The organism is Thermosynechococcus sp. QKsg1 (genome assembly GCF_031586415.1).
In the GTDB taxonomy this organism is placed as follows: domain Bacteria; phylum Cyanobacteriota; class Cyanobacteriia; order Thermosynechococcales; family Thermosynechococcaceae; genus Thermosynechococcus.
In genome coordinates, this window is record NZ_CP134200.1 from 1,100,075 (window position 1) to 1,114,120 (window position 14,046).

A 14,046-nucleotide genomic window follows, 5' to 3' on the forward strand; every position below is an offset into this window, starting at 1 on the left:
CTCACAACCACCTCGTTCAATAGCATATTATTCTTCTATTCCTCTTTGGCAGGCGCTAAACAGAAGTCCCCATGATTTTGGAACGAATGATTGAGCTGTTGCAGTTGCCCTTTATGCAGCGGGCACTGTGGGCAGGGATCTTTACGGGAGGGATGGCGGGTGCCCTCGGTAGCTTTACAATCCTGCGGCAACTTTCTTTTTTTAGTGATGCTTTGGGACACTCAGCCCTACTGGGAATTAGCCTAGGAATTATTCTAGGATTGCATCCCTCCGTGATGTTGTTGCCCTTTGCCGTGGTGTTTGCCCTCGGGGTGACGTATTTGCTCGAGCATACGCGACTGTGGACGGATGCCCTCTTGAATATCATCTACTCAGCCTCCTTAGCGCTTGCGGTGATTTTGCTGAGTATGAGCGATCGCTATCAGGGGGGGCTAAATAATTTACTGTTTGGCGATATTTTGGCGGTGCGCCCAGCCGATCTCGTCATGAGTGGCACGCTCTGCGCCCTTGTCGGCACTTTCATCCTGCTCACGTTACGGGTGCAATTGTTAATCACAGTGAATGAGGCCTTGGCGGTGGCGCGGGGGGCGGCGGTGGGGATTCAGCGGCTGCTGTTTATCACCCTATTGGCCTTGGTGGTTGCCGTCTCGATTAAGACAGTGGGGGTATTGCTCATTAGTGCCTTTGTGGTGATTCCCGCCTGTGGCGCTCGCCTGTGGAGTCGGCAATTTTCGCAGTACGTGGTTTTGGCGGCCCTAGTAGGGGTAGGCAGTGCCATTGTGGGTATGCTCTTGTCAGCAGGGATGAATTGGCCATCGGGGCCGAGTATTGTGGTCTGTCAACTGGTGTTCTTTTTAGGCTCGATCGCCATTAACTCACTGCGAGGGGCGTGGCTGCATAGAGGGCAGAAATCTCCAGCAAGCTGAGGCGTGAACGGGCTGTCAGCTCCAAGGGGGAGCGATCGCCCCGCTGGAAATGATCCACTGCCGCATAGCCAATCATCGCCGCATTATCGGTACATAGCCGCAGAGGCGGAAAAATCAACTGTAGCCCCAAGGGTTCAGCAGCCGCAGTCAGGTGTTGTCGCAGTCCAGAATTTGCCGCTACGCCTCCCCCAATGGCGAGGGTTTTGAATCCATGATCCACTGCTGCCGCGATCGCCCGCTTGGTCAAGGCCTGTGCTACCGCCTTCTGAAAACTGGCCGCAAGGTCAGCCACCGGCAATTCATCATGGGTTTGACGCAGCTCCTCCACGAGTCGTGCCACTGCGGTTTTCAGCCCACTAAAACTGGAATCGTAGGGATGCACCTTGCCATCGGGGAGGCGGATATTTCCCTCTGGTAGATCAAAGGCCTCTGGATTGCCCTGCTGCGCCAAGCGATCGAGCACTGGCCCCCCTGGATAGCCCAAGCCCAGTAGGCGTGCTACCTTATCGTAGGCTTCCCCCGCCGCATCATCCCGCGTTTGGCCAAAGAGTTGGTACTCGCCACAGCCATAAACGCCAATGAGACTGGTATGCCCGCCAGATACCAAGAGGCAGAGAAACGGTGGTTCAAGGGTCGGTTCCGCTAAGTAGGAGGCATAGAGGTGGCCTTCAAGGTGGTGAATTCCCAAGAGCGGTTTTTGCTGCACAAGGGCAAGGGTTTTTGCCGCCGTAACCCCAATGAGCAGCGACCCCACCAATCCGGGAGCACAGGTGACAGCAACGGCATCAATGGCAGACCAATCACAACCGGCCTCACTCATCGCTGCTGTGATCACGCCGTTAATATTTTCCAAGTGGGCACGGGAGGCAACTTCCGGTACGACACCGCCAAAGGGTTGATGGGCACGCACTTGGGAGGCAATCACATTACTTTCAATGGCGCGATCGCGCACTACGGCAGCAGCCGTTTCATCACAACTGGTTTCAATGGCTAGAATTCTGACCATCGGGCAGACGTGGGCATGAAGCTAGAGCCTCTTTTCAGTCTAGCCGGTTTTTCGAGTGAAGTTGCTGAAGGGCGTTTGCGCAATGCCGTGAATTCTCGAGGTTGCAACCAGCGCCACGGTGAAGATTCTTAAGAATCTCCTAAATCCCGATCAAGAAGTAGGATATACTATGGGTTGGGCAATCTGCTCAATGTCGTGCGTGTGCCAAACGTCTTGTGGAACTGTCTGCCAAAAGTGAGTACGCCCTCTTGGCGCTCTTGGAAATGTCAGCGGCCTATGAACAGGCGGAGCCGCTACAAATTCGCCAAATTGCTGCCCTGCATAACATTCCCGATCGCTATTTGGAGCAACTGATGGCGACCCTACGCCGCAAGGGGCTGATTCGCAGTCAGCGGGGCGCCCGGGGTGGCTACTTGCTGGCAAAAGCACCTTGGCAAATCTCAATTTTGGACGTGCTCAACTGTATCGAGGGGATTGAGTCCAAGCTCGCCCAAAAGCCGCCTGAAAAGGGCGATCTGGAGCGTAGTCTGATCCGTTCAGTGTGGCTAGAAGCCTGCGCAGCAGCCAATGATGTTTTGAAAAAGCATACCCTTCAAGATTTGTGCGATCGGCGGCAGGCTTACCAGCAAGTGGATGTCATGTACTACATCTAGGCTGGGGTTGACATTCATCTAATTTCTCTAAGGTTTTTGTCTTGAATTGGAGATTGATATCCCATGAACATTGCCCCCGATATTACTGCCCTCATTGGTCGGACGCCCCTTGTACGCCTGAACCGCATTCCCCAAGCGGAAGGCTGCGTTGCGCAAATTGTTGTCAAGCTAGAGAGCATGAATCCTGCGGCCTCGGTTAAGGATCGCATTGGCCTGAGTATGATTCAGGAGGCAGAAGCAGCGGGTCTTATTACCCCCGGTAAGACGGTTTTGGTGGAACCCACATCGGGCAATACCGGGATTGCCTTAGCAATGGTGGCGGCGGCAAAGGGCTATCGCCTGATTCTCACTATGCCAGAGACCATGAGTGCAGAGCGGCGAGCTATGCTGCGTGCCTATGGAGCAGAGCTGGATTTGACCCCCGGCACAGAGGGGATGAGTGGTGCCATTCGTCGCGCCGAAGAAATTGCTGCCTCCCTTGAAGATGCTTTCATGCTGCAACAATTCAAAAATCCCGCCAATCCCAAGATTCATCGTGAAACCACTGCCCTCGAAATTTGGCAAGATACGGCCGGTCAAGTGGATATTTTGGTGGCTGGAGTGGGTACTGGAGGTACGATTACGGGAGTGGCAGAAGTGATCAAAGCCAAGAAGCCCAGCTTTCAGGCGATCGCTGTCGAACCTAGCAATAGTCCTGTCCTTTCAGGAGGCAAACCAGGCCCCCACAAAATTCAAGGTATTGGCGCCGGCTTTGTACCCCCCGTTCTTAAACGAGAACTCATTGATGAAGTGATCCCCGTCTCTGACGACCAAGCGATTTATTTTGGTCGCCGCCTAGCCCGTGAAGAAGGCCTTCTTTCAGGCATTTCCAGTGGGGCTGCCCTTTGCGCTGCCATTCAGGTGGCTCAACGACCCGAAAATGCGGGCAAGTTAATTGTCATGGTGCAGCCGAGTTTTGGTGAACGCTACTTAACCACACCCCTGTTTCAGGATGCACTGCCCTTGGTACCCAGTTACTTGCAACATTAGGCCTGCTTTGAGTTCAGCGTCAGAGGTTGTTTTGTGCCAACTAAAACTTGGTTTGTGGGGTGGGGCCTAGGGTGTGTCATCAGTTAAGCCAGATAACAGCGGCAGCGAGATATATCGCACCTAAAAAGTTTCGCGCTGTCTTATCGTAACGTGTAGCAATCCCTCGATACGGCTTGAGCCTAGCAAAAAAATTCTCAATCAAGTGCCGAGCTTTGTACAGTTCTTTGTCATAACCACGACGCTGTTTACGACAAGACTTGGGCGGAATGACAGCCTCGCACCCTTTCTCCGCTAGCCGTCTTAGCACCCGCTCATCTGCAGCATAGGCTTTGTCCGCCAGTAATGCCTCAGCAAAACACTGCCTCGATGGTCAATTTATCTGATGACACGCCCTAGAACTTCGGCCAATTGGGACTGAGTCACAGCAATTTTCCTCTAAACTCTGTCAAACAGTGTAATTTTGGCCAAGAGTCCTGCCACCATCAAAAACAGTGCCACCAGTAATGCCCACAGGCGATTGTCCGTTGAACTTTGGCGTTTCCCTAGCTCCACTAACTGCTCGCGATTGTTCTGTACTTCTAGGCGAACGGCCTCGATTTTGGCCTCCATGGTGTTGAACTTTTCACGGATTTCTGCTTGCCCCACCTTCACTTCAAGGGTGAGTTCTGTCAACTGCGACTGGATTGCCTTGACGGTTTCCAGAACTTCGGCTAGTTGGGATTGGGTGACAGGCTCGGTCATGACGGCTGCTCAGGGAGGGGTAATTTCATTTTAGGGGAGCAAGCAATTTCTGTTTTCAGATTTTTTTATAAATCTTGTTAGGAAGGTTGTTGGTTAGGGGAGGTCATTGACAGCAGCTAAGGGGCGAAGATAGGTCTGCACCAATGTTTGATAAAAGCCTAAGACGCGCTTATCTTTGAAGACAGCAGGAACACGGGCAAAGGCGGCACGGGAAATAATGGCATATTCAGGAATGGCAAATACACTTGTGTCGTTGGCTTGATACTGTGGCCAAAAGTAGGGAGTGAGGTGGGGGAGTTTCTGGAGAATCCGTTCAATTTCTGTTTGGGCAACGGCCATTGCCTTGTCGGTTGTGGGAGCACCATTAAAGAAAATAGGCAAAGGAAGGGGGCCGCCTTCACGGCGCAATGTGTGAATTTCATTAAAGAGAAATTGGTGAATCACCTGAGCGGCATTGTTGAGGGAGGAGAGATCGGTGTGGCGGGTGGGAATCAAAACGGCGTCACTGGCATACACGGCGCTCTTACTTAAAAAGAGCCAAGCACTGGGGCAGTCAATGAGGATGTAGTCGTAGCGATCGCGCAAGGGGGTAAGGAGTTCCCGCAGGCGGGTAATGGGTGGATATTGGGTTTGCATCGCCTGAATGAGGATGCTTTGCAGTTGTGGCGCAGCAGGAATGACATCAAAAATATGGGCAGATTTGATACTGCTGCTGGTGCGGATGCGCAGGTCAAAAGGGCGAATCGTAGCCGTAATCGGCTCATCAGGGTTTTGCAGACAAGCCGCAAGGGTCGTACTGGTGGGGGTTAGCTCAAGGGCGCGGCTGAGATCCCCTTGGGGGTCACAATCAACGAGCAAGACAGCGGCATCTGCCACAGCAAGGGTGGCGCCCAAGTTAATCGTGGTGGTGGTTTTGCCCACTCCCCCCTTATGGTTATAGAGACAGAGGGTGGTGGCACGGGGGCGCGATCGCAAGCAGGTTTTGAGGTCTTCGATAATGCCCTCAAGGCGATCGCCCGTCAGTTCATAGTTGGGCGTCACTGGATAGACCAAGTGACCATGGCGTTGAAAAAGCTGTAGATGGCGGGCATTCGTGATCAACCCCCAAGCGGTTCCTTGGCAATGGCAACCCCTGAAAAGTTGGCGGAGTTGTTGCAGAGCGCGGCTATGATGGGTAGACCCATTCTCAAGGTTCAAGACCACGGTTTGACTGGGGGTATTGCGGGAGCGACGGGCAGGGGGTTTAATCTCCACAATTAAATCGGGGTCAACTTGAGTCTGACAAAAAGGAGGCTGATGCTCGCGGGGGAAACGGGCTGCCACATCGGCAATGCCTGCACCTGTGTCAAAGGAAGAGAGGCGATCGCGATCGCCAAAGCCCAACACACTCAGGAGCGGTTGCACAAAGTGCTGCTCAATAACGGCTTCAGAGGTTTCGTCACCGTGAATTTGTTGCCATTGCGATCGCAAGCGGGAAATATCCAACGTTCAGCACCATCCAGCCGTCTTGAATCTTTCAGAATAGTTTGGCCACCCCTGAGCGTCAAGATCACGACGCTACCAAATCACTGTGGATTGGGCTTTCCAACAGCCTTGATCATTGGCTATGATAATAAATCTGCAAATCTTTCACATTCGTCCCCTTGGGTGTCCTCACCGGATGATGGACGGATGGTTGTTTAACCCATAGGAGTACAACTCAATGGCAGTTCTTAGCCTTGCCCAAATGCTGGAGGCAGGGGTTCACTTTGGCCACCAAGCCCGCCGCTGGAACCCCCGGATGGCACCCTACATCTTCACGGTTCGCAATGGGGTGCACATCATTGACCTCGTGCAAACCGCCCAACTGGTGGATGAAGCCTACAACTACATCCGCAACGCCGCTGAAAAAGGCAAACGCTTTTTGTTTATTGGTACTAAGCGCCAAGCCGCCGGCATTGTCGAACAGGAAGCGCTCCGCTGCGGCAGTTACTACGTCAACCAGCGCTGGCTGGGGGGGATGCTCACCAACTGGAATACCATCAAAACCCGTGTTGATCGCCTCAAAGAATTAGAAAGCATGGAGGAAAATGGCCTCATTGATCTGCGGCCAAAACAGGAGGCCTCAGCCCTGCGGCGAGAACTGGCACGTTTGCAAAAATACCTTGGTGGGATTAAACAAATGCGGCGGCTGCCCGATGTCGCGATTATTGTTGATGTCAAGCGCGAGTACAACGCCGTTGCCGAGTGTCACAAATTGGGGATTCCGATCGTGGCGCTGCTGGATACCAACTGCGACCCCAATCAAGTGGATATTCCCATTCCCGCTAACGATGATGCCATCCGTTCGATTAAGCTGATTGTGGGTAAACTAGCCGATGCCATTTACGAAGGCCGCCATGGTCAGTTGGACGAACCAGAAGCGGATCTCGGTGATGAGGACGACGATGGGATGACCGCCAGCGACGATGGTGATGCTGACGCCCTAGATATTCCAGATGATTCTGACGCTTAATCCTTGAGGAACAGATCATGGCAGAGATTTCAGCCAAACTAGTCAAAGAACTGCGGGACAAAACCGGTGCCGGCATGATGGACTGCAAGAAAGCCTTGCAGGAGTCCAACGGCGATATGGAAGCCGCCATTGCTTGGTTGCGGCAAAAGGGTCTAGCCTCTGCGGGTAAAAAAGCCGGGCGCGTCACCAGTGAAGGTCTGGTGGATAGCTACATTCACACTGGCGGGCGCATTGGCGTGCTGGTGGAGGTGAACTGTGAGACCGACTTTGTGGCTCGCAACGAGAAATTCAAAGCCCTTGTCCAAGACATTGCCAAGCAAATTGCCGCTTGCCCGAATGTAGAATTTGTCTCAATCGACGATATTCCTGAGGAGTACAAAGAAAAAGAACGCCAGATTGCCCTTGGCTCCGATGCCCTGAAGGGCAAGCCCCCCGAGGTCAAGGAGAAAATTGTTGCTGGCAAACTGGAGAAAACCCTCAAAGAGTTGTGCCTGCTCAACCAGCCCTTCATCCGCGATCAGTCCAAGACCGTTGAAGAGTTGGTCAAAGAGCACATTGCTGAACTGGGGGAAAATATCCAGATTCGCCGCTTCCAACGCTTTGTCCTCGGTGAGGGGATTGAGAAGCAAGAAACCAACCTTGCTGAAGAGGTGGCCGCCCAAACCCAAGCCATGAGTGCTGCCGCAAAAACTGCCGAAGCACCCGCAGAAGTGGCCGAAACCGCAACGCCTGAAGTGAGTGCCCCTGAACCAGCAGCGGAAACAACACCTGACGAGCCAGCTCCAGAACCTGTCGCAGTTTCTGAGCAGACAGTGGAACCAGTGGCTGAGCCTGCTGCCGAAAGTCCTGACCCAGTCGCTGAACCTACGGCTGAAAGTAAGGGATTTGGTGCTGCTGCCAAAAAATCTGGTGGCAAGTCTCGGACTGCCAAGAAGAAAAAATAATGACCCTAGGCGTAGCCATGGGCTTGGAGAAAGGCGAGGTCAATTTCGACTGCGGTTGAGGCGTCTTGAGGCTGGAGAAACTTGCGGGTATATTTGCCCAATAGATCCGCCTCTAGGTTCACGCCATCGCCAACCCTAAGAAATTGCAGCGTGGTTTCTGCATAGGTATGGGGGATGACAGCAATGCTGAATTCATCCCCTTTTTCATTGCAATGGGCAACGGTAAGGCTAATGCCATTGATGGCAATACTGCCCTTGGGGATGATGTAGGTTGCTACCGCTTCAGGGGCAGAGAAGGTGAATTCCCAACTCGTGCCTGTGGGCGCGATCGCCAGTACGGTGCCGACACCATCCACATGACCGGTCACAAAATGCCCTCCTACCCTATCCCCAACGCGTAGGGCAGGTTCTAGGTTCACCATTGCGCCTGCTGCCGCTTTGGCCGCCAATGTGGTGCGTTGCAGCGTTTCCGGGGAGACACTGACCGTAAACCCCGTGGCATCAAAGGTTTCCACTGTGAGGCAGACGCCATCCACAGCAATACTATCGCCAATGGTCACCTCAGCAAGGAAAGGGGCATCGGTAGCGTTAATTGCCAACTGGGACTCGGAGCGTTGCTGGAGGATACCGATCGCCTGAATAATGCCAGTAAACATTGTTCTTCTAGCCTTTGAGTAAATGCCTTTGATAAAACTTCAATTCTGCCTCAAGGGCGGTGGCGATCGTGCTGCTTTGGCGGAAGCCGTGTCCCTCTTCGGCAAAGGTGTAATATTCTACGGGAATGCTCTTGGCCTGCAGGGCGGCTACCATCTGTTCCGCTTGGCTGGGGGGAACAACGACATCCTTTAGCCCCTGAAAGAAAATCACCGGACAGGTGAGGCGATCCGCATGGTAGAGGGGCGATCGCTGGCGGTAGAGGTCTGCCCCTTCGGGATAGGGGGCAATCAGTTGATCAAAATAATGGGCTTCAAAAGCATGGGTTTCCTTGAGCAGGCTAAGGAGATCGCCAATGCCGTAGTAACTTGCTCCCACATGGAAGGTTGTGGTAAAGGTCAGGGCACACAGAGTGGTATAGCCCCCAGCACTGCTGCCGCGAATCGCCAAGCGATCGCTCGCCACTCGTCCTTGAGCCACCAAATACTGCGCCCCTGCTCTACAATCTGCCACATCTACCACCCCCCACTGTCCCCGCAGGGCATTGCGATAGGCACGACCATAGCCGGTACTACCACGATAGTTGACATCCAACACCGCAAAGCCGCGACTTGTCCAAAACTGGATGCGCAAATCGAGACCTGTGCCACTGGCTGCCGTCGGTCCGCCATGACTTCTCACGATTAAGGGGGGGTGTGAGTCTGCCGGGGGTTGTACTTGGGGATTTTGGGGCGGGTAGAAAAAGCCGTAGGCGGTTGCACCCTCAGTTGTGGGAAATTCCATCACCTCAGGCTGCGAAATCCACGCTGGCGGCAGAGGAGAAGCAATGGGTTGCAGCGGTGTGGTGGTGCCGTCATCCAGATTGAACTCAACAAGATGGGGGGGCAACAGGGGCGAACTGCCAATCAAGGCAACGACGCGATCGCTCAGGCGAACGAGAGAATGAATCTCAGTGTAGTCCGTCGGGACAGTTTGCCACTCACCCGTGGCTAGGGAGACGACTGCCAGCCGCCATAGCCCGCGATCGCTATAGGTTAAAACTGCCGTTTCAGCGTTCACAAGAGCATAGGTGGATTGACCAAAGACCCAGAGGGGCACCCCGGCATCATAACTGGCCTGCCAAACGGGTTCATGGCGGCCATCACGGTAACGATAGAGATTCCACCAGCCAGAGCGATCGCTGATGTAGTAGAGGGTCTCTCCTTGCCATTGGGGTTGCTGCACAGATTCCTCACTACTGCCAACAATGCGGTAGGGCGTACCAAGGAAACCGTCACTACTGACCATGGCTCCCCACAGTTCACAGCCATCCCAAGGCATCTGCGGTGCTGACCATTGCAACCAGACAAGGGTATGACCCTCTGGACTCAAGCGTGGCGCAGCATAAAAGCCAGCCCCAGTGATCAAGGACGTCCGCTCCCCCGATAGGGAAATGGCAACAAGGGATTGCCGTGAGCTACCCTCTGGCAGATGTGCCTCTTCGACACATAGCAGGCGATCGCGCCAGGGATCGACGCAACCATCGGCAAAGCGCGTATTCGCCGCTTGATAGATTAACTGAGGGCTGGGTTCCCCAAGGGCGTAGATCCCCTGATCGGCATCATTAACAAAGTAAATTTGATCACCGTGGTACCAGTAGGCACCGCCGCCATACTCATTCACGCGCGATCGCGCACTCCAAGGGGCAGCCAAAAGTTCTTGCCCTTGACGCACCAGCACTACTCGCCCCTTTTCTTGGGGACGCCGCTCTAACCACACCAAACCTAGGGGAGTGGCGCGCAATTCACTGAGACTGGTGGCCGCAGCACTGACTGCGGTGGCAGAGAGGATGGAAGGCCAGTGACCGTAGTCCAGACTCATTGGGGAATTTGCTCAAGCACCAACTTTTGCCGTTTCACTGGCTCCGGGATGCTAATCGGGTACTTGCCTGTAAAACAGGCGGAACAAAAGCGATCGCCCGTATCGTAGGTGGCGGCAATCATCCCCTGCCAACTGAGGTAACTCAGGGAATCCACGCCAATCTGAGCCGCAATCTCAGCCACGGACTTGGTGGCTGCAATCAGTTGATCTTGGGTATCGGTGTCAATACCATAGAAACACGGGTGAGTGACCGGCGGCGAGGAAATCCGCATATGTACTTCCACTGCACCGGCATCCCGCAGCGCTTTGACAATTTTGCGGCTAGTGGTGCCCCGCACAATCGAGTCATCCACAATCACCACCCGCTGTCCCATCAACACATCCCGCAGCGGATTCAGCTTCATCCGAATTCCCGACTCCCGCATCGACTGGGTGGGCTGAATAAACGTGCGCCCCACATAGCGATTTTTAATCAAGCCTTCGGCGTAGGGCACCCCCGTCGCTTGGGAAAAGCCAATGGCCGCTGGCACACCCGAATCGGGCACAGCAATCACCACATCGGCATCGGCGGGGGCTTCACGCCCCAACTGGTACCCCAGGCGCTGGCGGTAACTATAGAGGCTCTCCCGCTGCATGACACTATCGGGGCGGGCAAAGTAAATCATCTCAAAGATACACAGCTTGCGTTGGGATTCTGCCCATTGCACACTGCCAATGCCTTCAGCAGTAATGTGGACGAGTTCCCCCGGCTCCACATCCCGCACATAGTCCGCACCAATAATATCGAGGGCACAGGTTTCAGAAGCAAGGACATAGTGGAGTGTCCCTTCTATCATTAGGCGGCCAATCACTAGGGGACGAATGCCGTGGGCATCCCGCAGCCCAAACAATCCCGCTGGGGTACCCATGACTAGACTAAAAGCCCCTTGGCACTGTTGAGCCGCAGTAATCATCCCCTCTGACCAGGATTGACCAGTAGCCACCGCTTGGGCGATCGCCCAGGCAATGAGTTCCGAATCCGTTGTGCTTGCTAACACCGCCGTAGGTGCATCACAGGCTAGGACTTGTTCGCGCAGAGCGTAGGTATTCACCAAGTTGCCGTTGTGGGCTAAGGCCAAAGGCCCTAGGCGAGTGTCCACCACAACGGGTTGCGCATTGACAATGCGACTAGAACCCGTGGTCGAGTAGCGGTTGTGGCCGACAGCCAAATCTCCCACCAGCCCTCCAAGAATCTCTTCATCAAAGACTTGAGAGACCAAGCCCATGTCCTTGTAACAGTGGACGGTGTTACCCGCAAATGTGGCAATTCCCGCCGATTCCTGACCTCGATGTTGCAGGGCATAGAGACCAAAGTAGGCGAGGCGAGCCACATCCGCCCCCGGGGCATAGACCCCAAACACACCACAGGCTTCTTCCGGCTTATCAGCAAATTGTTGTTCTGTCATTTAGTCCAAATACTTCGGCAGGGGCGATCGCCAAGCAATACCTAACTCTTTTATCGTAACCTTGATGAGCGGAGAATTGTCACAGGTGTCAATGCACAGTTCTGTATGTTCACCATTAACAACCCCTAGGCGCATCCAAGCATTGGGCAGTTGCGCCTGCGCATAGGTTTCCCACACCGTCTGTGCCGTTGGCGGCACCGAAACCAGAATGCGCGCCCCCCCTTCAGCAAACAGCAGCACATCCCACCGCGGATAGGTGCCCGCTGGCAATTGAATCGTTGCCCCCCGTTGGCCACTGAGACAGCTTTCCGCCAAGGCCACGGCCAAGCCCCCCTCGCTGAGATCGTGGGCACTGGCAACCCACCCCTGCTGAATGCCATAGCGACACACCGCCTGCACTCGCTGCTCTAGGTCTAAATCAATCTGAGGTGGACGCCCCGCCACAAGGCCATGGATCTGGGCAAGGTATTCCGACCCACCGAGGCTCAGGCGCGGATCACTCAAGGGCGTGGTCAGAGGCAACCCCAATAGGTAAATGGCATCTCCGGGCGATCTCCAGCCCTGACCGACAACCCGCTGCAAATCGGGAATCAACCCCACCATCCCCACCACGGGGGTCGGATAAATCGGCTGTGGTTGGCCGTTGCTATCAATCGTTTCGTTGTAGAGGGAGACATTGCCCCCGGTGACCGGCGTTTGTAGGGCACGACAAGCCTCGGCCAGACCCCGACAGGCATGGGTCAACTGCCAGTAACCCACGGGCGTTTCGGGACTGCCAAAGTTAAGGTTATCGGTAACGGCCAGAGGTTCTGCTCCAACACAACTCAGATTACGAGCCGCTTCGGCCACGGCTGCTTTGCCGCCTTCGTAGGGATCCAGATACACATAGCGGCTGGGACAATCCACGGTTGCTGCAATCCCTTTTGGGGTACCCCGCAGGCGAATCACCGCTGCATCAGCATCACCGGGGAAGACGAGGGTGTTGTTTTGCACCTCGTGATCGTACTGACGATAGACCCATGCTTTAGAGGCAATACTGGGGGTGGCGAGAAGAGTGAGCAAAATCTCCGCGGGCGATCGCGCCGGTAACGCCAATTGATCCACCGACCATTGCCGCGCCTGTTGGACATAGACAGGTAGCTCACTGGGACACTGCCGCTCATAGACAGGGGTATCTTCCGCTAGGGCACGGGCAGGCACCTCTGCGGCCACCTCGCCCCGGTAAAGCACCCGCACCAGCGGTTCAGCAATGACGCGACCCACAACCACCGCCTGCAAGCCCCAGCGATGGAAAATCTCAATGAGTTCCGCTTCCCGCCCTTGCGCCGCCACAAAGAGCATCCGTTCTTGGGATTCCGAAAGGAGAAACTCGTAGGGCACCATCCCCTGTTCCCGTACGGGCACTTTGTCCAAGTCCAGTTCAATACCAACACCGCCTTTGGCAGCCATTTCCGCAGTCGAGCAGGTCAAGCCCGCTGCCCCCATATCTTGGGCGGCCACCACTGCCCCGGTTTGAAAGGCTTCCAGACAGGCTTCAATGAGGCATTTTTCCATGAAGGGATCCCCCACTTGGACGGCGGGGCGATCGCTCATTGATTCATCAGTGAGTTCGGCACTGGCAAAACTAGCCCCTCCCATGCCATCACGACCCGTTGTAGAGCCCACATACAGCACCGGATTGCCAATGCCACTGGCTGCCGATTTAACAATTTCTGGGGTTTCCATGAGGCCCAAGGCCATGGCATTCACCAAGGGGTTACCGGCATAGCAAGGGTCAAAATAGACCTCGCCCCCCACTGTGGGCACACCGACACAGTTGCCATAGTGGGCAATACCCGCCACGACTCCTTTCACCAATTGTTGGGTTTTGGCTTCCTTGAGATCGCCAAAGCGCAGGGCGTTCAGCAGGGCAATGGGACGCGCCCCCATCGTGAAAATATCCCGCAGAATCCCCCCCACGCCGGTCGCTGCCCCCTGAAAGGGTTCAATGGCCGAGGGATGATTGTGGGACTCAATCTTAAAGGCAAGGCGCAAGCCATCCCCTAAGTCCACGACGCCGGCATTCTCACCGGGACCGACCAGTACCCGTGCCCCTTGGGTGGGAAACTGCTTGAGCAGGGGACGGGAGTTTTTGTAGCAGCAATGCTCTGACCACATCACCCCAAACATGCCCAATTCCGCGCGGTTGGGATGGCGGCCAAGGCGGCGGACAATTTCGGTGTACTCTTGGGGCTTGAGGCCTGCAGCAGCAATCTCAGCCTCAGTGACGAGGGGGGGTTGGCTCATGGGCAACA

General features: G+C 54.9%; 12 protein-coding genes and 1 pseudogene. 5 read left to right on the top strand and 8 right to left on the bottom strand.

Features of this window, described 5'->3' with window-relative positions; genetic code table 11:
• The first annotated feature begins 71 nt into the window (after nt 1–71).
• A complete protein-coding gene (locus RHP47_RS05555) occupies nt 72–926 on the top strand; it encodes a metal ABC transporter permease (RefSeq protein ID WP_310841266.1) in 855 nt (284 codons plus the stop codon).
• On the opposite strand, the gene tsaD is transcribed toward RHP47_RS05555, so the two are convergent.
• Nucleotides 871–1,932: a tRNA (adenosine(37)-N6)-threonylcarbamoyltransferase complex transferase subunit TsaD gene (gene tsaD / locus RHP47_RS05560; RefSeq protein ID WP_286626969.1), complete on the bottom strand. Its 1,062-nt coding sequence runs from the start codon at nt 1,930–1,932 to the stop codon at nt 871–873. The genes RHP47_RS05555 and tsaD overlap by 56 nt on opposite strands.
• 215 nt (nt 1,933–2,147) lie before the next feature.
• Between tsaD and RHP47_RS05565 the strand changes: the two genes are divergently transcribed.
• Both RHP47_RS05565 and cysK read left to right on the top strand, forming a co-directional pair.
• Nucleotides 2,148–2,585: an Rrf2 family transcriptional regulator gene (locus tag RHP47_RS05565; RefSeq protein ID WP_149818936.1), complete on the top strand. Its 438-nt coding sequence runs from the start codon at nt 2,148–2,150 to the stop codon at nt 2,583–2,585.
• A gap of 63 nt (nt 2,586–2,648) precedes the next feature.
• The gene (gene cysK / locus RHP47_RS05570; protein ID WP_149818938.1) at nt 2,649–3,614 is read left to right on the top strand and encodes a cysteine synthase A; all 966 of its coding nucleotides are present in this window, start codon (nt 2,649–2,651) and stop codon (nt 3,612–3,614) included.
• 79 nt (nt 3,615–3,693) lie between these two features.
• Here cysK and RHP47_RS05575 read toward each other — a convergent pair.
• The 3 genes and pseudogenes from RHP47_RS05575 to RHP47_RS05585 form a co-directional block, all read right to left on the bottom strand.
• Nucleotides 3,694–3,966 (bottom strand): annotated as a pseudogene (locus tag RHP47_RS05575) (transposase); the annotation flags it as partial.
• An 83-nt stretch (nt 3,967–4,049) separates the two neighbouring features.
• Nucleotides 4,050–4,355: a hypothetical protein gene (locus RHP47_RS05580; RefSeq protein ID WP_149818940.1), complete on the bottom strand. Its 306-nt coding sequence runs from the start codon at nt 4,353–4,355 to the stop codon at nt 4,050–4,052.
• Between the two features lie 93 nt (nt 4,356–4,448).
• Nucleotides 4,449–5,840: a ParA family protein gene (locus RHP47_RS05585; protein WP_310841269.1), complete on the bottom strand. Its 1,392-nt coding sequence runs from the start codon at nt 5,838–5,840 to the stop codon at nt 4,449–4,451.
• 217 nt (nt 5,841–6,057) lie between these two features.
• Between RHP47_RS05585 and rpsB the strand changes: the two genes are divergently transcribed.
• Complete coding sequence (gene rpsB, locus RHP47_RS05590) at nt 6,058–6,849, top strand: 30S ribosomal protein S2 (RefSeq protein WP_149818942.1); 792 nt, start codon at nt 6,058–6,060, stop codon at nt 6,847–6,849.
• Between the two features lie 17 nt (nt 6,850–6,866).
• On the top strand, nt 6,867–7,793 hold the full coding sequence (gene tsf / locus RHP47_RS05595) for a translation elongation factor Ts (RefSeq protein ID WP_149818944.1): 927 nt from the start codon (nt 6,867–6,869) through the stop codon (nt 7,791–7,793).
• Nucleotides 7,794–7,798: 5 nt separating this feature from the next.
• Here the strand turns inward: tsf and RHP47_RS05600 are convergent, their stop codons facing one another.
• The 4 genes from RHP47_RS05600 to purL are packed head-to-tail and all read right to left on the bottom strand — an operon-like array spanning nt 7,799 to nt 14,038.
• Nucleotides 7,799–8,449 carry a riboflavin synthase gene (locus tag RHP47_RS05600; RefSeq protein ID WP_310841270.1) on the bottom strand — a complete coding sequence of 217 codons (651 nt, stop codon included), beginning with the start codon at nt 8,447–8,449 and terminating at the stop codon, nt 7,799–7,801.
• Nucleotides 8,450–8,456: 7 nt separating this feature from the next.
• Nucleotides 8,457–10,307 (bottom strand): prolyl oligopeptidase family serine peptidase, encoded by a 1,851-nt coding sequence (locus tag RHP47_RS05605; protein ID WP_310841271.1) that lies wholly within the window; start codon nt 10,305–10,307, stop codon nt 8,457–8,459.
• Entirely contained in the window at nt 10,304–11,752 is a 1,449-nt protein-coding gene (gene purF, locus RHP47_RS05610; protein ID WP_286626980.1) for an amidophosphoribosyltransferase, read from the bottom strand. The genes RHP47_RS05605 and purF overlap by 4 nt, the downstream gene beginning before the upstream one ends.
• On the bottom strand, nt 11,753–14,038 hold the full coding sequence (gene purL / locus RHP47_RS05615; protein ID WP_310841272.1) for a phosphoribosylformylglycinamidine synthase subunit PurL: 2,286 nt from the start codon (nt 14,036–14,038) through the stop codon (nt 11,753–11,755).
• Nucleotides 14,039–14,046 lie beyond the last annotated feature (8 nt).